Annotated in this window: 17 protein-coding genes; 3 read left to right on the top strand and 14 right to left on the bottom strand. The window is 50.9% G+C overall.

Translation table 11 applies throughout. The annotated features are described in order from the left end of the window. Positions 1-96 precede the first annotated feature (96 nt). The 9 genes from IEX98_RS00775 to IEX98_RS00735 form a co-directional block, all read right to left on the bottom strand. Positions 97-1,290 carry an EAL domain-containing protein gene (locus IEX98_RS00775; protein ID WP_188887045.1) on the bottom strand — a complete coding sequence of 398 codons (1,194 nt, stop codon included), beginning with the start codon at positions 1,288-1,290 and terminating at the stop codon, positions 97-99. Between the two features lies 1 nt (position 1,291). Next, positions 1,292-2,695: a GGDEF domain-containing protein gene (locus IEX98_RS00770; protein WP_188887044.1), complete on the bottom strand. Its 1,404-nt coding sequence runs from the start codon at positions 2,693-2,695 to the stop codon at positions 1,292-1,294. Positions 2,696-3,634: 939 nt separating this feature from the next. Next, positions 3,635-4,294 (bottom strand): phosphate signaling complex protein PhoU, encoded by a 660-nt coding sequence (gene phoU, locus IEX98_RS00765; protein WP_188887908.1) that lies wholly within the window; start codon positions 4,292-4,294, stop codon positions 3,635-3,637. A 22-nt stretch (positions 4,295-4,316) separates the two neighbouring features. Next, complete coding sequence (gene pstB, locus IEX98_RS00760; RefSeq protein ID WP_188887043.1) at positions 4,317-5,096, bottom strand: phosphate ABC transporter ATP-binding protein PstB; 780 nt, start codon at positions 5,094-5,096, stop codon at positions 4,317-4,319. Positions 5,097-5,121: 25 nt separating this feature from the next. Then, positions 5,122-6,000, bottom strand: coding sequence for a phosphate ABC transporter permease PstA (gene pstA / locus IEX98_RS00755; RefSeq protein WP_188887042.1), 879 nt, complete (start codon positions 5,998-6,000; stop codon positions 5,122-5,124). Between the two features lies 1 nt (position 6,001). Continuing rightward, entirely contained in the window at positions 6,002-6,961 is a 960-nt protein-coding gene (pstC, locus tag IEX98_RS00750; RefSeq protein WP_188887041.1) for a phosphate ABC transporter permease subunit PstC, read from the bottom strand. A gap of 109 nt (positions 6,962-7,070) precedes the next feature. Then, entirely contained in the window at positions 7,071-8,057 is a 987-nt protein-coding gene (locus IEX98_RS00745) for a PstS family phosphate ABC transporter substrate-binding protein (RefSeq protein ID WP_374705303.1), read from the bottom strand. Between the two features lie 68 nt (positions 8,058-8,125). Continuing rightward, a complete protein-coding gene (locus IEX98_RS00740; RefSeq protein ID WP_229691918.1) occupies positions 8,126-9,382 on the bottom strand; it encodes a methyl-accepting chemotaxis protein in 1,257 nt (418 codons plus the stop codon). Between the two features lie 160 nt (positions 9,383-9,542). Continuing rightward, the gene (locus IEX98_RS00735) at positions 9,543-11,609 is read right to left on the bottom strand and encodes a beta-galactosidase (RefSeq protein ID WP_188887040.1); all 2,067 of its coding nucleotides are present in this window, start codon (positions 11,607-11,609) and stop codon (positions 9,543-9,545) included. Positions 11,610-11,751: 142 nt separating this feature from the next. Between IEX98_RS00735 and IEX98_RS00730 the strand changes: the two genes are divergently transcribed. Beyond that, a complete protein-coding gene (locus IEX98_RS00730; protein ID WP_188887039.1) occupies positions 11,752-12,579 on the top strand; it encodes an AraC family transcriptional regulator in 828 nt (275 codons plus the stop codon). Positions 12,580-12,610: 31 nt separating this feature from the next. Here the strand turns inward: IEX98_RS00730 and IEX98_RS00725 are convergent, their stop codons facing one another. After that, positions 12,611-13,582, bottom strand: a complete 972-nt coding sequence (locus IEX98_RS00725; RefSeq protein WP_188887038.1) for a 2-hydroxyacid dehydrogenase — start codon at positions 13,580-13,582, stop codon at positions 12,611-12,613. A 149-nt stretch (positions 13,583-13,731) separates the two neighbouring features. Between IEX98_RS00725 and IEX98_RS00720 the strand changes: the two genes are divergently transcribed. Next, complete coding sequence (locus tag IEX98_RS00720; RefSeq protein WP_188887037.1) at positions 13,732-14,598, top strand: helix-turn-helix domain-containing protein; 867 nt, start codon at positions 13,732-13,734, stop codon at positions 14,596-14,598. 34 nt (positions 14,599-14,632) lie between these two features. Here the strand turns inward: IEX98_RS00720 and IEX98_RS00715 are convergent, their stop codons facing one another. The 3 genes from IEX98_RS00715 to IEX98_RS00705 form a co-directional block, all read right to left on the bottom strand. Beyond that, entirely contained in the window at positions 14,633-15,355 is a 723-nt protein-coding gene (locus tag IEX98_RS00715) for a response regulator transcription factor (RefSeq protein WP_188887036.1), read from the bottom strand. 122 nt (positions 15,356-15,477) lie between these two features. After that, positions 15,478-17,253 carry a two-component system histidine kinase PnpS gene (pnpS, locus tag IEX98_RS00710; RefSeq protein ID WP_188887035.1) on the bottom strand — a complete coding sequence of 592 codons (1,776 nt, stop codon included), beginning with the start codon at positions 17,251-17,253 and terminating at the stop codon, positions 15,478-15,480. A 57-nt stretch (positions 17,254-17,310) separates the two neighbouring features. Next, positions 17,311-18,273 carry a bile acid:sodium symporter family protein gene (locus tag IEX98_RS00705; RefSeq protein ID WP_308421727.1) on the bottom strand — a complete coding sequence of 321 codons (963 nt, stop codon included), beginning with the start codon at positions 18,271-18,273 and terminating at the stop codon, positions 17,311-17,313. Between the two features lie 133 nt (positions 18,274-18,406). Between IEX98_RS00705 and yfbR the strand changes: the two genes are divergently transcribed. Further along, the gene (gene yfbR / locus IEX98_RS00700; RefSeq protein ID WP_188887034.1) at positions 18,407-19,051 is read left to right on the top strand and encodes a 5'-deoxynucleotidase; all 645 of its coding nucleotides are present in this window, start codon (positions 18,407-18,409) and stop codon (positions 19,049-19,051) included. Positions 19,052-19,819: 768 nt separating this feature from the next. Here the strand turns inward: yfbR and IEX98_RS00695 are convergent. Next, on the bottom strand, positions 19,820-20,437 hold the full coding sequence (locus IEX98_RS00695) for an adenylyltransferase/cytidyltransferase family protein (protein ID WP_188887033.1): 618 nt from the start codon (positions 20,435-20,437) through the stop codon (positions 19,820-19,822). Positions 20,438-20,440: the final 3 nt, after the last annotated feature.

The following is a 20,440-nucleotide window of genomic DNA, read 5'->3' as shown; positions in this document are numbered from 1 at the left end:
GGTTTGAAATCCGATTTTCAGCTTAGTCACAATACATATTCACACTTTAAATTTGGCTAAAAGCTCACCGTTCAAAACTGTGCGCCAAGCAGTATCTCAGCTTTGGATACCGCCCGGACGACCAAGCAAATAGCCTTGCGCATAATGAACGCCAAGCATCTTCACCGCAGCCAGCTCCGCTTCCCGCTCGATGCCCTCGGCGATGATCGATACATCCAGCTTATAGGCCAACTGCACCAGCGTATGCAAAATATGCAGCTTCACGTCGTCCTCGTCGATCCGGTCAATTATAGAACGGTCCACCTTAATGTAGTCGGGGCGCAGCTCGACAATGGATTGAAGAGATGAATAACCTGCGCCAACGTCGTCGATCGCGATCTGGAAGCCTTGGCTGCGATAATGCTGGAGCGCTTTCTTCATCGCCCCAAAATCGTCTATCGATGTCCGCTCCGTAATTTCAAACACGACGTTATGCGGCGACAGGCCTCTCCTCTCCAGCATGCTCAGCGTCCGTCCCGGTGTAAAATGCGGATCGTTCATGATCTGCGCCTGCACGTTAATGAACAGCCGCTGCTCAGGCTTGAGCGAGCCTATGCCATCCAGCGCTTTGCGCCGGGCCAGCCTGTCCAGCCGGTATGCCAACCCTTCCTGCTCAGCGAAAGCGAACAGCTGCTGGGGACCGGGAAACCAGTCCTGCTTGGCGAATCTCGCCAGCGCTTCGTAGCCAAAGAGCGGCCGCTCCTCTGATTGCAGAGACATAATGGGCTGATAGACGGACATGAGTGCATGCTCCGCGATCAGCTGCTCCAAGGCACGCAGCTTCATGCTTCTTACGAGCGAACCGTCCCGCTGTCCATGCACCATAGCGCGCTTCATCGCTTCATAGACCCGATCGGCGTCTTCTTCCGGCTGCGCTGAAGAACCTGGGACTTCGGCTTCTATGATAGAAACGCCGGCCAGCAACCGGGCTTCCGTTGCCTCGGTTGCCCGCAACCGCGACTCCCATTCGGTCTGCTGCTTAATGGCCTGCTCCAGCAGCCAGCCCTCCAGCTTGCTTCGCCCTCCAGTCGGAAGACGAAGCAGCAGGAACAGATCATTATGTATCCAGTACTTCTCCTCTACTTCAATCGCGGCTCTCTCGATTTCTGCGGCGACCGCCTCCTCCGCAAACCGTCTCCAGCCCGCGGGTGCAACCGAATGCCAGGATAGATAAATGACGCCGCGACCTCCGCGCCATTCCATAGGTGCATGACGCACCCGATTACGCACTTGCATCCGATTTACTCTCACCTTAATTCCGTTCCTCTCTATGCTGCGGTATGGTTAACGTCTCTTTCACGTAAATGCTTCCCCTGTGTGCCTTTGCCCGTTTCTTCAGCCTTGCGGAATGACGTGATATGAGATCCGGCGTTAACGAAGCCGGATGGTGGCTAATCATTAAGGATAACGAGAGGGTTACTCCCTCCTGATCCACAACGTTGCCATGGCGATCCTCTACAGCATGTACACCGGCGTCCCCGTAGAAGCTTTTGACGCCTAGATCAAATCGCTCGATCAATCGTTCGCAAAGCCGCTCCCCGCTGCCCGCGTCTGTTACGAGGATGAAATCATCCCCGCCAATATGGCCGATAAAATCATCGGGCCAGCTGCTGCGTTCCTTCTCCTGCCGGAGCAGCTCCGCAAGGAAGCGAATGAGTTCATCTCCCTGTCCAAAGCCGTAGCAGTCATTGAACCATTTAAAGTAATCCAGATCCGCATAAATAACAGCGAATGATTCATTGCCCTCAATGCGGCGGCGAAGCTCCTGCTGAATGCCTGCGTTGCCTGGCAAGCCGGTCAGCGGATTCGCCTCCCGCGCCGCCTTAGTCCGAAGGGCGGTAATCCCTTCCAATATGGCGCGAATGGAGACCGCTCCGAGCAGCTCGCCCCGGCTCGTTACGATGACCACATCATACAGCTGCGCATAGTCGCGCCCCATGGCTAGATAGGAGACCTGTTCGATCGGCGTATGCTCATCTACCATGAGCGGACTGCCATTCATAATTTTCTCGACCGGCCGGGTCCAGTACAGCGGCTGGCCGAATTGGCCGGCTAATAGCTGATGCAGCTTTTCTTTCATCAACAGCCCTTTCGGTATGCCCGCGTCCGCTATGACTGCGCCCTGAGCCTTCGGATTGAGCTCGAAGTAATGGGCGACCTCCGACACCTTCATCCGCGAAGGGAATACGGGGAAAGGGGCGGCTAATTGGCCGATTGTATGCGCCAGCTCACTCCCCGTCCCCATCGCCATCCCCGATTGACCGGCCCGCTGGCCGGCTGCCGTCTCTCGCAGCACCGCGAACAACGCAGCCTCGATCTCCCCTCCTGTGGAGCCGGAAGGAAGAACGGCGCTTTCGCTGCGTCGCAGCTTCTCGCCGAGCCGGGAGCGAAGCTCCTCCATGGCTTGACTCATGAGTTTGTCTATCGGATCGCCCTTGGGCTTGCCGCAAAACAAGAGCAATTGGCTCTCGCCCAGCTGCTGCTGCCAGAACAGACGCTTCTGCTCTTTCGCCCAGCGCTGCACCTCCGCTTCCGCCTGCTTGTCCTTCTTGGCATACTGCAAGGTTAATACGCCCAGCAAACCGCCCTGCTCCCTCATTCTCGCTATGGCCCGAATCATTTGCCGGTTGAATAGACCGCTCCCGATATCCCCCATACGGCTCCCCTCGATGTCCAATTATCGTGCTTATCGCTTATATGGTACATATTACCTAAACTTTGTACGGACAAGAATAACGCTTCGTAAAATTTACGTAAAAAAACTTTTACAAAAACAAAAAAGTTTTTCGCTTAAAAGCGAAAAGCTTTTAGTAAATTAAAAGACTTTTCGCTTAAAAGCAAAAAGCTTTTAGGCAATTAAAAGACTTTTCGCTTAAAAGCGAAAGGGATTTGAATCATTACAAATTTTTTCCCTTACAAAGCGAAAAACTTTCAGGCAATTTAAAAGACTTTTTACTTAAAAGTGAAAAGCATTTGAACCACTACAAAGTTTTTCCCTTAAAAGCGAAAAGGCTTTAGTAAGTTAAAAGACTTTTCGCTTAAAAGCGAAAAGCTTTTAGGCAATTAATAGACTTTCGCCTAAGAGCGAAAGGCATTTGAACAATTAAAAGGCTTTTTGCTCCTGAGTGGAAATATCCCCTTATGAGGAGATTGCCCATGTACACATCGTACATAAATGCCCTTTTTCAATCTCTTTCGAGACTTACGGTGACTGTTGACTGTGAAAAGTAGTCAAAAGTTAAAACCACATTTTGTTCATCTATTTCTGATCGATCTATCTCAACAAAATGCAAAACTGCATTTCATTTTCCACTTATTAGTCGATTTATCGCATCAAAATGCAAAAGTGCAGTTTGATTGACCTAAAAGGCCTCTTTTGGGCGAAATTGAGCAATCTCAAATGTACTTTTACATTTTGAACGCGATTTTGGAGCTTTTGAGCCTCCTCAACCTGCACTTTTACATTTTGTTTCGCATACAGGGAGGCCGGAGGCGCGTATTGGCTGATTTCCACGTTAGCACAGGCGCTACGCTGCCAAAGCCGACAAAAAAGCAGCCTTTCGCTGAGAAGCGAAAGGCTGCTTTTTTCCTAGGACTATCGGTTTAGATCCGGACGGCTGTTCGTCACGAGATAAACGACGCTCTCGCCGATATTCGTCGCATGGTCGCCAATCCGTTCAATATGGCGCGCTACAAAGTTAAGTATAGATGCCTGCGAGATGTTACGCGGATTCTCCATCATCAGCGCAAGCAGCTCATGGGAAATTTGTGCGCAAAGCGCATCAACCTGATCGTCGTCTGCTGCCATTTTGTAAGCAAGATCGACGTTTTCCTGTACGAATGACTGAATCGACTCGTAGGTCATCGTCTGTACGATTGCCGACATTCTAGGCAAGTCGATAAGCGGCTTGATTAGCGGCTGACCGTCCAATCGAATGACCAGCTTCGAGATGTTAACGCAAAGATCGCCCATCCGCTCCAGATCAGAAGCGATTTTGAAAGCGGACAAAATGCGGCGCAAATCCTTTGCCACTGGCTGCTGGGTAGCGATCAGCTTCGAGCCGAGCTCGGTCACGTCATGCTCCAACTGGTTCAGCTTCGTATCTTCCGAAATGATCTGCTGGGCAAGCTGTGTATCCGTTTCGCTTAAAGCTTTCATCGATTGCTCAAGCGCCTTATCTACGAAATGTCCCATCTCAACCAGCAAATTGTGAAGCAATTCCAAGCCGTGATCGAATTCTTTTCTTGTCGTCATCATCGCCAATATCCCCCTAAGCTTAGCCGAAGCGTCCGCTAATATAATCTTCCGTACGTTGATCCGTCGGATTCGAGAACAGCTTCTCTGTATCCGAATATTCCACAACTTCGCCGTTCAGGAAAAATACGGTTTGATTGGATACGCGCGCAGCTTGGTGCATATTGTGCGTAACCATGACGATCGTATAGCGGTCTTTCAACTCTTGCGCAAGCTCCTCGATTTTGAGCGTGGAGATTGGGTCAAGTGCGGATGTCGCTTCGTCCATCAGCAGGATATCCGGGTTTACAGCAAGCGCGCGTGCAATACATAGACGCTGCTGTTGACCGCCAGATAGACTGAAAGCCGAGCGCTTCAGATGGTCTTTCACTTCATCCCAAAGTACAGCCGATTTCAGACTGGTCTCGACGAGCTCGTCGAGCTGCTGTTTGCCGCGGATACCATGAAGGCGAGGTCCGTAGGCAATGTTGTCGTAGATCGATTTGGGAAAAGGATTCGGCTGCTGGAACACCATTCCGACCTTTTTGCGCAACGTCTCCACATCAACCTCATTGGAATACAGCTCTGTTCCGCCAATGGCGATACTTCCTTCGATTCTCGTTCCCGGAATCATGTCGTTCATCCGGTTGAGCGTACGGAGCAGCGTCGATTTGCCGCAGCCGGAAGGTCCGATGAATGCGGTAATCGCCTTCTCCGGAATCGTCAGCGATACATCCTTCAAGGCATGAAAGCTTCCGTAGAACAGATTCAATTTCTCGATGCTGATTAAAGGCTGTACTTGCACTTGCGTTGCCGTTGCCATGGCTCAATCTCCTCCAAGAGTTGAATTAATATTTCTTCTGGTATTTGTTACGAAGCAGAATAGCTGAGAAGTTCATAATGAGCAGCAGTGCCAACAAGACGATAATGCCGCTAGCGGCCAGCTCCTTGAACTCCAGCTGAGGCTTCGATATCCAGTTGTAGATTTGGATCGGCATAACGGTGAACGAATCCTTCAAGCTGGTTGGCAAGAAGTTGATATACGTCATCGCGCCGATCATCACAAGCGGTGCCGTTTCACCGATGGCACGAGACATAGCGAGAATAACGCCAGTCAGAATACCAGAGATGGACGAAGGAATGACCGATCGCGATACGGTTTGCCACTTTGTTGCGCCTAGGGCGAACGAAGCGTCACGCCGCGATTTCGGTACGGCCCGAATGGCTTCTTGGGCCGATACGATAATGATCGGCAGCACAAGCAGCGTCATCGTGAATGCCCCGGCCAGCAAGCTTCGCTCGAACGCCAGCAGCCGGACGAACAGCGTGAGACCGAGAATACCGTAAACGATAGACGGTACGCCGGCGAGCGTGCTGATGTTCAATTGAATGAGACGGGTGAAGCGGTTTTTCCCGGCATATTCCTCCAGGTAGATGGCTGCGCCTACCCCGAGAATGAAAGATACCGGAAGCATAATAATCAGCATATAGATAGAGCCGACAATTGCCGACTTCATGCCTGAGCCTGCCGCCTTCCGCGAAGGGAAGTTGGTGAACAAATCCGGCTGAAGCCGGGACAAGCCGTCCATCAGAATATCAATGATCAATGCGCAAAGGGCTAAGACGCCGATAGATGTCGCAACAATGAACACCAGGTGTATGATGACATCCTTGCGGCGGCGGTTTGCGATTTGCTGGCGGTTTGCGTCTTGAAATATCGAGTTCATCTTAATACTCCTCCCGGAATCGTCTCGCAACATATTGGGCAAGAATATTTAACAGGAACGTGATAACGAACAGCGTCATGCCGACAGCAAAGATCGTTCCGTATTCCACCGTGCCATGCGGCGTATCGCCTAGGCTGACTTGCACGATATAAGCGGTCATCGTCTGGATGCTGTCCAGCGGATTGCCGGTAAGCGTCGGCGTAGCGCCTGCTGCTACCGTTACGATCATCGTCTCCCCGATTGCCCGGGAGAATGCCAGAACGGCGGATGCGACAATACCTGAGAAAGCTGCCGGTACGACGATTTTAAGTGCGACTTCAAGCCGCGTTGCACCAAGGGCATACGCCCCATCCCGCAAAGCACGCGGTACAGATGACATCGCGTCCTCGCTGAGTGAGCAGACCATCGGTATAATCATGATACCGACAACAATCCCTGCGCTTAATGCATTGAACACGCCCGCTCCGGGAAAAATATCGCGGATCAGAGGGGTAATAAAGCTAAGCGCGAAATAACCGTAGACGATTGTCGGAACGCCTGCCAGCACCTCAAGTACTGGCTTAACGGCACTGCGCACTTTTTTCGGCGCATATTCCGATAAGTAGATGGCACTCGCAAGTCCCAGCGGAATCGCTACGAGACAGGCGATAAGCGTAATCATAAGCGTACCGTTCAGCAGCGGAAGGACACCGAAGCTTTTTGGCGTAATGAGCGGCGACCACTTGGTGCCGAATATAAATTCAAGAATCGGTACTTTTTGAAAAAACTGAATCGTTTCCGAGAATAGAGTGATGACGATTCCGATTGTCGTTAAGATCGAGACGGATGCGCATAGAAACAGAATGATTGGCATCATTTTGTTCATTACGCTTACCCGGTTATTCTTGAACGCATTCGGGCTTGTTATGGACGTACTAGTGTTCAGCACCTTACGGTTTGCCTGCGGCGTATCGCTCTGCATGTCGGCGTCCTCTCCTTGCCTTTACAAATCGTTAACATATGCGGCGTGAAAAATGTGATGTCCCACGAGACACCACATTCACACCAAGAGTCGCGATTACTTAATTATTTTATTGAAGTTTAGCTGCTTCTTTTGCATACTGCTCATCTGGAAGGGCAATGTAGCCAACTTCGTCTGCCAAAGGTCCGATATTGTTGATGTAGTATTTAGCAAATGCATCTACTTCAGGACGCTCAAGCTCTTTTTTGTTGATATAGATGAAGAGCGGACGAGACAGCGGAGCGTAAGTGCCGTCTTTGATCGTTTCATGCGAAGGAGCGATTGGGCCTGTGCCGCTATCGATTGGAACCAATTTCAGCTTGTCTTGGTTCTCTTCGAAGTAAGCGAAGCCGAAGTAGCCAATGCCGCCTTTGCTGCCGGAAACGCCTTGTACAAGCGTGTTGTCATCTTCGCTGAAGCTGATTTGCTTATCGTTGCGAATGCCTGCTTTTTCAAGAATCGCTTCATTGAAGTAGTCATAAGTGCCGGAATCAGCGCCAGGGGAGAACATTACGATTTTCTCAGCCGGCCATTCTGGACGAACGTCTTTCCAAGTCGATACCGTGCTGCCTGTTGTGAAGATTTTGTTAAGCTCTTCCACAGTCAAGTGGTCAACGAAATCATTGTCTTTGCTCACAACGACGGACAGTCCGTCAAATGCAACCGAAAGGTCTGTGTACTCGATGCCTGCTGCTTTACAAGTAGCAGCTTCTTCGTCTTTAATCGGACGCGATGCGTCTGCAATTGCAATCTCGCCTGCACAGAACTGCTTGAAGCCGCCGCCTGTACCCGATACGCCTACCGGTACGCGAACGTCCGGGTGTTCTTTATTGAATTCTTCTGCCGCTGCTTCCGTCAGTGGAAACACTGTGCTGGAACCGTCGATTTTCACATCGCCTGACAGTTTAACACCTTCTGTAGCTGCAGGCTGCTCCGAACCACCTTTATTGTTACCGTTATTTGTACCCGCTCCGCCATTTCCGCATGCTGCTGCAAATACGAGAGCTGCTACCATACCCGACATTAAGATCCCCTTGAAGCCATTACCTTTCAACAACTCAACCACTCCTCTTAACTTTCTTCTTGTTGTATCTTCCCTACGAACTCTATCCTACTAGTCGTTTGTTAATCGAGTATTGTTGTTTTGTTAACTTCATGTAAAAAATAAGATTGCAGCAATTTGTCGATTTCTTCCGACACTTTTTTCATCTGACCGTACGCCTGCTCTGACTGCTGGCCAATCTGCTCGGTACTGCTCTTGCTGCCCGCAGCAGCCCGGAACAGATCTGCAAAGACGCGCCCCGCTTCCTGTACGCATATTTCGCTTGCAGCGGCTTCCGCCTTACCATCATGGGCAACCGCGGCCGTACGTCCGATAGCGTCCAGAATCGTGCCTGTCAATTCTGTAATTTCTTCTGCCGAACGTTTCGTTTCCTGGGCAAGCTTCATTACTTCGCTGGCTACGACAGCAAATCCTCGGCCATGCTCGCCCGCTCTTGCCGCTTCAATAGAAGCGTTGATAGCTAATAGATTGCTTTGCTCCGCCAGCTCTCGAATGAGTCTGGATACGCGGCTAATCGAACCGGCTTCCGCCTGAAGACCGCTCATTTGCTCTTCCTGCTGCTTCGAATTGTCTGCCAGACGGCGGAAGGCATCCGTCACTTTGTCCAGCTCGTTCTTCCCGCTTAAGGTCATATCGACCATCTCCGCCGAAGTCGCTTCCCCCTGCTTGGACGACTCGCGGACGACGGTAAACGCCGCATCAATATCTTTAATCCGCTGGCCTACGCCGTGGATCATTTGTACTTGTCCATCTATCGCTTCCTGCTGCAGCTGTCTGGAAATGCGCAGCATGTCTGCTACCGTCAGCGTGCCTAGCGTCCTGCCTCCGTGTGTGACGATAACGCAGTTGTACAATAGGCTTTCATGCCTGTTTAGCGCCTGATCGATAATCAATTGAGGCTCCTGCTCGCTATCGACGATTAGCGGCGCGGAATCCATCAGCCCGGCTATCGGCTTCTCATAAAATAAATCGGCTCCAAAACGGTGGCTGAGCCGCATAAAAAACTGATTTCTCATCATTAACCCGACCGGAGCTCCGTCGTCGCCGCAAATGATGGCACACTCGCTCTCCTCATTCCGCTTGAATGACGCGATCATTTCTTTGCAGCTCTGATCGGCGTGCAGAATAGGCACTTCACGAATAAAATCAGCAAGTCTCACAGAGGACGTTGCTGCCTGCTTTCGGCCAGGGTTCGCTTTCGTGTCCTGTACATGCTTGTCCCCGACCGCTCCGGCTTTGCGGTCAGCGCTTGTCGAGACGCCTTCCATTTGAAGGTCCAGCACAGATATCGTCATCTGAATGGTTCCACCCTTCTTCATTCGAATACTCTCGACATCAATATAGGCCTAAAGCATCAACTCCAATGCTTGGAAATGTTAACAGAATGTTAATTTACGCAAAAAAAAGATCGAACAGGCATAAGCCTGCTCGATCTTTACAATTACTGCACAATTAATTCGAGGTGCAGCCTCTATTTCATTAACGTGCTGTACGCTTCAATACGCGAACGCCGTAAGCGGACAATGGAAGCTGAAGGGGAGCCTTCCCGCCTTCCAGCATGTCTTCATACAAGTCGCTGTCCAGCGTAATTGTTGCTTCAGCTCCGTTGTAGTTCTGAACGAATACATAATCATGCTCACCGTCCGTACGAAGCTGAACCGTCACGCCTTTAGGCAGCGTCGTGTCAATGACCTTCTCGATACCTTCTTGCGCTGCGATTGCCGAGATGAAATCGGTAAAGAACGCTTCTTTGTTGCGGGATGCTACATAGTACGCTTTACCTTTGCCAAAGCGGTTAACCGTTAGAGCCGGACGGCCTGCATAGAAATCATCGCCGTAATGAGCCAGAGCTTCCGCGCCCTCCAGATGGATCAGGTCGCAAAGCTCATGTGCTTCGTACTCGCCGCTCAGGCCAAGCACATTGCCCGGAGTCGTAACGACACGGTTTGTCTCGCCGTCATATAGCGAATCGATCTCTTCCGACCAGATGCCCAATGTTTTGCGCAGTGGACCCGGGAAGCCGCCGAGGAACGTAAGATCATTCTCATCGACGATGCCTGACCAGTACGTTGTGATCAAGATACCGCCGTTTTCGACGAATTTCTCAATTCTTTCGCCTACGCCAGCACGAACCATATACAACATTGGAGCTACGAGTACTTTATACGAATCCAGCTCGCTCTCGGAGTTAATGATGTCTACCGGAATGCCAAGATCCCAGAACGGACGGTAATGGCTTTGAATCGTTTCTTCATAATGAATGCCGCTGTTGCGGGGACCTTGCGCATCCTTGATCGCCCAACGGTTCTCCCAATCACTGATAAGCGCAACTTGCGGGCGTACCGATGTGCCAACAACTTCGGTCAGCTTCTCCAGCGCATTGCCGACATCCGTCACATCGCTGAACACACGCGTATGCTCATTACCGACATGATCGACAACTGCGCCGTGGAATTTCTCGCTGGAGCCGCGGCTTTTGCGCCATTGGAAATATTGAACCGTATCGGAGCCGTGAGCGATGGCCTGCAGCGACGACAGCAAGTGCATGCCTGGACGCTTCAGCTTGCTGATTGGCTGCCAGTTCGTCGTGCTTGGCGTGCTTTCCATCAGCATGAACGGCTTGCCGCCCTTCACGGAACGGAAGAAGTCATGGTTGAACGCGTAAGCTGCCGCAAGGCCGCTCTCGTCTTCCGCATCATGCCAAGTCGGATAAGCATCCCAAGAGATGAAATCGAAAGCTTCAGCAAATTTCCAGTAATCGACCGGCTCGTAATCGTACATTAAGTTCGTCGTAACTGGCAAATCCGGATTTACAGCACGAAGCGGCGCAATCTCCGCACGGCAATAATCCGTTGCTTGATGCGTGCTGAAACGTTTCCAGTCGAGGTTCATCGCATGAACTGCATTTTCCCCGCGAGTTGTTGGCGCATCAATTTGATTCCAGTCCGTATACGTGTGGCTCCAGAACGTTGTCCACCAAGCCGCGTTGAGCGCTTCAAGACTGCCGTATTTCTCCTTCAGCCAGCCGCGGAATGCTTCCGTACACAAATCGCAGAAGCACTCGCCGTTCACTTCATTAGAAATATGCCAGCCGATGACATTCGGGTGATCAGCATAACGCTCTGCCAGCTTGCGGTTCATAATCGTAATTCTTTCGCGGTAAGCCGGCGAAGTGAAGCAGTGGTTATGGCGTCCGCCATGCAGATTGCGGATACCGTCTTGTCCGACGCGCAGCACTTCCGGATACTTCTGGGACAACCAAGCTGGGCGTGCGCCGCTTGGCGTTGCCATCATGGCATAAATGCCGTTCGCTTTGAAGCGCTCCAGCAATTGATCCATCCACTCGAACGTAAATACGCCTTCTTCCGGCTCCAGAGCGGACCATGCGAAGATACCGATGGACATTACGTTGCTCTTGGACAGCTTCATCAGACGGATATCTTCTTCCAGCACTTCTGGATGGTTCAGCCATTGATCGGGGTTATAGTCCGCGCCATGGAGCATTTGCGGGATTTTCGGACTAATTGGGGGAAATTTTTTGCTCATCTTGTAGTAGCCTCCAATAATATATTGTTATTGTGAAAATGCTTTTATTATAACGATATTAAGATTATATTATGGATAAGGCCCTAACTAAATCCTATTATTTTCGCATCATTATCAAAATATGAATATGAGGTGAATGAGCATGGACACTATTTCCTTCCCTACCCTAACGGAAGCCGACCGGTTTCTCCCGGTCTATACGACGACCGTCGGACATTGGGACAATCAGGAGCGTATTGACCGCCCGGAAGGCTTTCCAGACTATCAATGGCTGCAAGTGACATCAGGCGAAGGCGAGCTGTTTATCGGCAGCGAGCGCTATACCGTCAAAGCTGGACAGGCCTTCTGCCTCTTCCCCCATGTTCCGAATAAATATTATGCCATTCGCGAGCCGTGGGACGTTCACTACCTCAGCTTCAACGGCAGTCTCGCTGAACCCCTGCTCCGGCAAGCCGGCATTATGCAATCCGGTGTCTTCTCCACGGATGAGCAGGAATCAGTCGTATCACAGATCGGCAGTATCTATAACCTGACACAGTCAGGACAAGCTTCGCTTGGACTGGAATGCTCCAAGCTTGTATATGCTTTACTGCTCGATTTAATGAAAGTGGTGCTCACCGGCTCCCACTCCTCAGAGAGAAGCCTCGCCAAGCTAAGCCCGGTGATGCACTATATTGAAAGCCATATTGCCGGTGTCATTACAATCGCCGATATGGCGAAGTGTATCGACGTAACACCGCAATACTTATGCCTGCTGTTCAAAAAAACGATGCATATGCGGCCAATGGAATACGTCAACCGTCAACGAATCAACCGCAGCAAGGAAATTATGTTTCGCGAAAGCGGCATGAAGACCGGCGATATCGCGGCCACAGTAGGCTTCGACAGCGCCAGCTATTTCAGCTCTGTTTTCCGCAAAATCGAGGGACTAAGCCCGGAGCAATTCCGCAAATTATACGGGATTAGATAGTACTGTAATCATTCAATATTCAAATAATCAGCTATGCCTTTAATTCAGGAATCACATATTGCGGTTCACGGCCGTACAGGGCGTCCACCAAATTGCGGGCAGCCACCATCGCCATATTCGAACGGGTCTGAGCCGTCGCCGAACCGATATGCGGCAGCGTCACGACATTGTCCAGCTTCAATAAAGGATTCTCCGGGCTGACGGGCTCCATCTCGTACACATCCAAGCCGGCCGCACGAATCGTTCCGTTCTGGAGCGCTTCGATCAACGCCGCCTCGTCCACAGTGTCTCCACGGGATACATTAATAAAGATGGCGCCCGGCTTCATTAAGCGGAATTGCTCCGCACCGATCATCCGTTTCGTCTCCGGTGTGAGCGGTGTCATCAGCACGACAAAGTCCGACTGGGCGAGCAGCTCGTCCATTTGCAAATAGCGTAACCCAAATCGTTCCTCCGCATCCGGCTTGCGATTGCGGTTATAATAAGCAACGTCCATATCGAAGCCGAATTTCGCCCGCTTGACGATCGCTTCTCCAATACGGCCCATTCCGATAATGCCCAGCTTCGCGTGATGGACATCGACGCCAAACAAACCTTCGCCCATTCCCCGCTGCCAGCCGCCCGACCTTACCAGATTGTGCAGCTCTGTCACCCTTCTTGCCGAGGCAAGCATAAGAGCAAGCGTCAGGTCGGCAACCGTATCATCCAATACATAAGGCGTATGTGTACCGATAATGCCGCGGCTTCTCATCGCATCCAGATCGTTATTGTTGTAGCCTACCGATACGTTGCTGACAACTCGCAGCTTTGGCGCGGAATCGAGCAGCCTGTTGCTGATCGCATTCCCGGACACGAGCAAGCCCTCTGCTTCCGTCAGCCGTTCGGCCAGCTGGGCGCCGGTAATCGCTTCTTCCCCCTGCCACATCTCGCAATCGCAATGCTCCTCCAAATACGCTTTTACCTCGTTAGGCACTTTACTGGCTATGTACACTTTCGGTTTCATGTTCAACGCCTCCTTATGGTTTCCTATATTATACAAGCATATGTCGTCCACCGCGAACCTGTTGCGTGTTGCGTGAAAGCCCTCTACAATGAGAGAAGCGCTTTGCTGCGGAAAATCGCGTACATATAAAGAACGGGAGGATTCTTTTCATGCAAGCTTTCAACGAAAAAGTCGTCTACGAGAATCCCTTGCTCTCTTTAAGGATTTTCCAGACGAACCGCAATCAGCATCTCTCGACGAACTGGCATTACCACAAACAGCTAGAGCTGCTTTACATTGCAAAAGGGAAACTCGATTTCTACGTCGAGGAGAATATATTTCATCTGCAGTCCGGCGACGTCGTCATCGTGGGCGCCTCTCAGCTGCATCGCGACCGGACCTTGACCCAGCTCGACTATATCGTGCTGCAATTCGATTTGGAGCCTTTTTTCGACCATAGCACGATCCCGTATATGCGCTTCTTCTCCGAGACGGAAAATCCGCTCAGCGAAGCGAATTATATTTTTCAAGAAAATCCAGCGGTTAAGCAAGAAGTCGGGGATTGCATCCGGCAACTGCTCGATGAAGCTTCACGTAAAGATATCGGCTACGAGCTGGCCGTCAGCATGCTGATCCGCCAAATTCTGCTGCTCCTTCTCCGCAACGACAACCGGAAGGTGCTCGCCGAGCAGGATGCGTTCGACCGTGCCCGGCTCAAGCCTGTCCTGGACTATGTGGAAGAACGGCTGCATGACCGGATTCAGGTCGAGGAAGTGTGCAAGATCGCCAATATGAGCTACTACTACTTCGTTAAGTTTTTCAAAAAAACGATCGGCATGTCGTTCACCGAATATGTCAACTACCGCAAGATCAAATGGGCAGAGCGTTTGCTGTTGACGAAGGATCTGAGCATTTCCGATGTCGGCGAACGGATTGGGATGCCGAACATGGCCCATTTTTACAAAATGTTCAAAAAGCATAATGATTGCTCACCCAAACAATTTCAGCGTAAAATGCTGGAGTGGAACCGGCAGTAAAATCACCTAGAACAAACAAAAAACTCGTCTCCCCTTAAACTTTGGGTGTGACGAGTTTTTTTGGCATAACGAGCTTGTAACCAACGCCTCGGATCGATTCAATTTGTACCGATTGCTGGCCGAGCTCCAGCTTCTTGCGCAGCGAGCTGACGTGGACGTCTACCGTACGCTGTCCGCCGATATAGTCAAAGCCCCAGACGACGTTCATCAGATCATCCCGTGTAATTACCATGCCCGGGCGCTGCACCAGATAGAGAAGCACCTCGAATTCCTTCGGACGAAGCGGCACGGTATCCCCATTAAGAATAACCTCATATTTCTCCGGATAAATCGACAGATCGCCTGCGCTGATGACTTTGTCCGTCGATTCGATCGGCAGGTTGTCCTCTTGCTGAGTACGGCGAAGGACGGCAGATACGCGGGCCAGCAGCTCAGCTACGCCAAACGGCTTTGTAATGTAGTCGTCCGCGCCGTGCTTGAGCCCTTGCACGACTTCTTCCTCTGCGTTGCGCGCTGTTAAGATAATGACCGGTGTTTTGACGCCATTCTGGCGAAGCCGGTTCAGAATCTCAAAACCGTTTAAGCCAGGAAGCATAATGTCCAGAATAATTAGATCAAAGCTTCGTTGCAGGGCGGTCTGCAGCCCTTCCGCTCCATGATCGATGACGGTCGTGGCATAACCTTCTTGCGTTAAATTGTAAGAAAGCAGCCTCGCCAATGTCGGTTCGTCTTCGATTACGAGTACTTTATACGACATATTACGGAAACCTCCAACTTGGAGAATGTAAAGACAACTTAATATTAACATGAAATCTTAATAAAAGGGTAACGGAAATCGGGACCACCCGCCTGAAGCTTGTGCAGCTTCAGGCGCGAAGGCTACTGTTGGAGCACGGGAAGCTCGATGACAAATGTCGAACCAACACCTACTGTACTCGTTACCGATATCGTGCCCTTATGAAGCTCGACTAAGTGCTTAACGATGGAAAGTCCCAGGCCAGTACCGCCTGAACTGCGCGAACGCGCCTTGTCCACCCGGTAAAACCGCTCGAAAATACGCGGCAGATCTTTCTTTGGAATGCCGATGCCAGTATCCGTTATTTTAATACGGATATGATCCTCGTCGATGCCTTCCACTGTGAGCGAAACTTTACCGCCCTCAGGTGTATAATTTATGCCGTTCGCCAGCAAATTCATCATAATTTGCCGCAACCGGTCCTCGTCAGCCTCTACGTAAAGCCCGCCTTCGGCTTGAACGTCGAGCCGGATCGATTTTTTGGCGGCTTCCGTTTCCATAAGCGTAACCGTCTTCTGGACGAACGAATCCACTTCCACCGGGGAAAAATAAAGCGGTACCCGCCTGGATTCGATCTTCGACAGCTCCAAAATATCGCCGATCAGCCGGTTTAACCGGTCGCTTTCGTCAAAAATAATTTGCAGGAATGATCGGGTCGTCTCCTCGTCCTTCACCGCGCCGCCAAGCAGCGTCTCGGCAAAGCCCTTCACTGCTGCGATTGGCGTCTTCAGCTCATGCGAGACGTTCGCCACAAATTCACTGCGAATCCGCTCCAGCCTGCGAATAGCGGTTACGTCCTGCAGCACGAGCAGCACGCCGCCAAATTCATGGCCTTCATGGTAGATCGGCACTAGGTTAAGCTCCAGCAAACGTTCTTCAGGGAAATAGAAATTAATCTCCTCGCGGATATGCTCCCGAACGGCGAGTCCCTCTTGTATCATCTGCGACAGCTCATATTGCTGCTTGGCTTCCGCATAATTGCGGCCGACGAGCTCCTTCGACGAGAAGCCGAGAATTTCTTCAGCGCGGCGGCTGATCAGCACGATTTTTCCGGTCTCGTCAATCATGACAACGCCGTTGATCATGTTGTCCAGAACGCTCTCCAACTGGCTTTCATTCTCGCGAATACGCGTCATTTGCACGTCCAGGCTTTCGGCCATTGCGTTGATCGCGTTGCCGAGCTCGCCGATTTCGCCTTGCTTTCTGACGGTTACTCGCGCATCGTAATCCATATTTTTAATCTGCTTCGCGACCCGGGTAATCTGTTCCAATGGACGAGTCAGGCTAAGCGCGATCCGATAGCTGATAAAGGCCGCCACCAGAAATAAAATAAGCAAGCCTATGATGAGCACAGTCCAGAGCTGATAAATGCTCCCTTCCACATCCGCAAGACTTACAGCCAACCTGATCACGCTAGACTGCGGATTAGACGGATCGGTAGCAATCGCTACGTATAGCAAGTTTTGATTCAGCGTATCGCTGTGCCGGATTTCCCGGCCAATACCGCTGGCATGGGCTTCAAGCACCTCCGAACGGTTCATATGGTTGTCCATCGTCGCCGCCGCATGATCAGAGTCACCAAGTACGGTACCGTCTCCCGCGATAAAAGTGACTCGTTCTCCTGTATATTTCTTCAGCATAGCGGCTTCGCTGGAGAAATACGGGATCAGCGAAGCCGGATCGCCTTCCTTCCAATCCATTTTCGCCAAAATAATTTGCATCTCGCGAACCATGCTGTCTTCCAGCGTATTGATATGCGTTTCCTTGAATGTCTTCGCCATAATAAACCCTGCTGCCGTAACCGACAAGGCAATCATGGCAATCATGATAAAGGTGAGCCGATTGCGGAAGCTGTTCATTCCATTCACTCCATCGTCGTTAGTTGTGTAGAAACAAAGATAAGGGCATACCTCGTACTATCGTACATGGGAGGCAGGTAATCTGTCTGCTTTTCGTTTGTTAAGTTTTTGTAAAACGTAATGATGAACGGTTGCCAGCGGCTGCTGCACCAATATGGAGAGCACGACGGGCACTGCCGTCAGCGGACTGAAATAGCCAAGCGCGAGTACGATACCAAGCGAAATGTTGCGCATGCCGGTTGCATACGATACGGTCACTTGAACGCTGCTGTCCCGTGATTTTAACGTACCGAGGAAACCCACAGCATAACATAAGGCCACAAGAATGATCACGAGCGGCACCAGCTTTAGCATGTCCTGTTTGAGCTGTCCTACATAAGGGGCAATGGCAGATGCGTTCAGCCCGACAACCGCTACAAAACAAAGCTTCGAGATCGGTGCGGCAATCGGCTTGGTCTGCTCCTGAATACGGCCGTTTGTAACTTGATGTAGAAACACGCCAACAACGGTCGGCAGAACGATAATAATAAGCAAGTCGACAATAAGCGGTGTCAGCTTAATATCAACAGATGCGTTGAAGAACAAATGCAGCCCGGCAGGTACGACCAGCGGACTTAACGCCGAGTCCAGCACGACCATCGCGAGTACGAGCGGCACGCTGCCGCCGGACATTCCCACCCATAGCACGGTTGAGACACCTAGCGGAATAATTGTGAAAAGGACGAGTCCTGCAACATAGGGCGAGTCCGCGCCAAATAGTGCGGTTCCGAGGCCATAGGCTAATAAAGGCGATATAAGATGTGCCAGCAGTAACGTCCATATGATGATGCCCGGCTTTTTCAGTACGTCTCTAAGCTGGCCGAGACCGCAGCCAATCGCCATCGCCAGCGTTACATAAGCGAATAAATACGGTACCGCATGAACCATCGGTTGAAGAACATTGGCAAAAATAAAACCCAGGATAAGTGATCCCGGGATAATGAGAAACATCCATTTCTCGAAATAACGGTTAAATTCCAAGCCAAACTGACGCGTAAGCCATCCCTCTTTTTCTATGATCTGGTTGCGGCGCTTCTTTAGCCTTATAATAGCATAGTGCGATAAATCGTCATATGCTTGGAGCAGAAACAACAGTCCGGAAGGAGCTAAACCAATGGATGAAAGCAATAACAATCCGGTAGCCGGAGAGCTTAACAGTCCTTTTTTCGCCTACATGTATCGATTGAAATATATAGAGCGCTGGAGTCTCATGCGCAATACGACGAAAGAAAATGTTGCGGAGCATACGTTTCATGTGGCGCTGCTCGCCCATATGCTTTGCGAGATTGGGAACAACGTATTTGATGCGTCATATAACGCCGATCGGGCGGTGACAATCGCGCTCTTCCATGACGCGACGGAAGTGTTTACAGGCGATATTCCGACGCCAGTGAAGCATCACAATCCGAAGATGCTCTCCAGCTTCCGCGAGATCGAAGCGATGGCCGCCGAACGGCTGCTCGGTATGGTGCCGGAGCCGCTTCAAGCTGCGTACTCGCCGTTGCTTATAAAGCCGGAGGATGACAGATTGTCGGCCGAGGAGCAGAAGCTCTATGCGCTAGTGAAGGCGGCGGATTTGCTCGACGCCTACTTGAAATGCTTGAGCGAGCTATCGGCGGGCAACCGCGAGTTTCTTGTCGCCAAAGGGCAGACGGAGCTGGCGCTGGAGCGCCTCGGCATGCCCGAGGTGCAGTGGTTCCTGCTCCACCTGGCGCCCAGCCTCGGAAAAACGCTCGACGAGCTGTCCGAGCCACTATAGTTAGGCAGCGTCAGGGTCGTGGATGGGATGGTCCAGTAGTTCCGGAATGAGGAGCGGCGCCTGGATAAATAGGCAGCTCCAGACCAATTAGCGAAGCAGCTTCGCAATATTACGAAGCTAATTTCGCTATAGCAGCCGATACTAGTGCACCCCAACCTACAGCGAACCTTATTTCGCTTTTCGAGAACGTAAGTTCATGAAGAGCGAAATAAGGTTCGCTATTTACTATTTGACTCCCGTCAGTGACTCTCCACAGCGAAGTTTGCTTCATTATATAGCGAATCTGCTTCGCTAATCGCTGTTTGTTCGCAGCAGGTAGCAGCAAAATACACCTTTTCCGCACCGCGCGCGCCTCCGGCGCGTGGTGCCATCGCGGCACGCGGTGCTCGGTCGCACATCGGCGGTCCAACCTCGTCACACTCGCTATAGCAGCAGTCAGAACATTAACTCAACTACTATTAAATTTCATAGCTGCTCTAACTACTGGCGACTGGACCTGCTCTATAGCTGCTTTCCAACTGTCCGTGCGAGATGTATCTTTAACCCCTTCTTTACTCTGCACCGGGATTGAAGCACACTCTTGAGCATCTATCAGCAGTCGGCTTTTCTTATTACTTTCGATTATAGTTACTTTCAACAACCTCTAGGATAGTAACACGTGAGCACTATAGTCCTGTTTGTCATACATACTTCAATAGAAGAAATAATTTACTTTTAACGTATTTCAGAGAGATTCTTCCTCAACGCGGCGCTTGCTCGTCTTCCTTTTTACTTAACCTGTACCTGATATTCCGGGGTTTGCAGCAGCAATGCTCGGAGTCTATCATACTCACTATGCAGCGCTTCATTCATATGCTGCTGCCAGAACTTTCGATCGTCCTGGACGAGTGCCTCTCTAAGCCGAGTAGCACTGATTGGCTGTCTGTTTCTGGGCAGTGCGAGCTGTGCGACACCGTTCAACTCCTCCTTGGAAAACCAAGCAGCCCGCTCCTCGTCACTGCCATATACCATCAGGTCAAGCTCATGATATCCCCGCTCCCGTCCATAGTCCCGAGCTGCCTTCAATAAATACTTGCCCCAAGCGTGGCTATGGTCATTCTCATGACTGTAATCGGGCAGCATGGCCAACTCAATTCGGCTGCCGTATAATCGCCGCAATAAATCTATTCTCACTCCAGCAGAATAAGGATTGCGCAGCGTGCCTTCCAACTGAGCCGAACCGACTAGCACAAGCACTTTGTCACATACGTTAAGCGCTGTATCGATCATAAGCTCATGCCCGGCATGAACATGCTGGAATCTTCCTAACACAAAACCGTAACGAAACGCCTTCCCTTCCATCGGTAATGGCTTTTGCCCCTGTCCCTGTCCTTGCTCCTTCTCCATCTG

Source organism: Paenibacillus radicis (ex Gao et al. 2016) (genome assembly GCF_014641555.1).
GTDB lineage: Bacteria > Bacillota > Bacilli > Paenibacillales > Paenibacillaceae > Pristimantibacillus > Pristimantibacillus radicis.
Note: the sequence above shows the minus strand (reverse complement) of the source record. Positions and strands in the feature narration are given on the sequence as shown.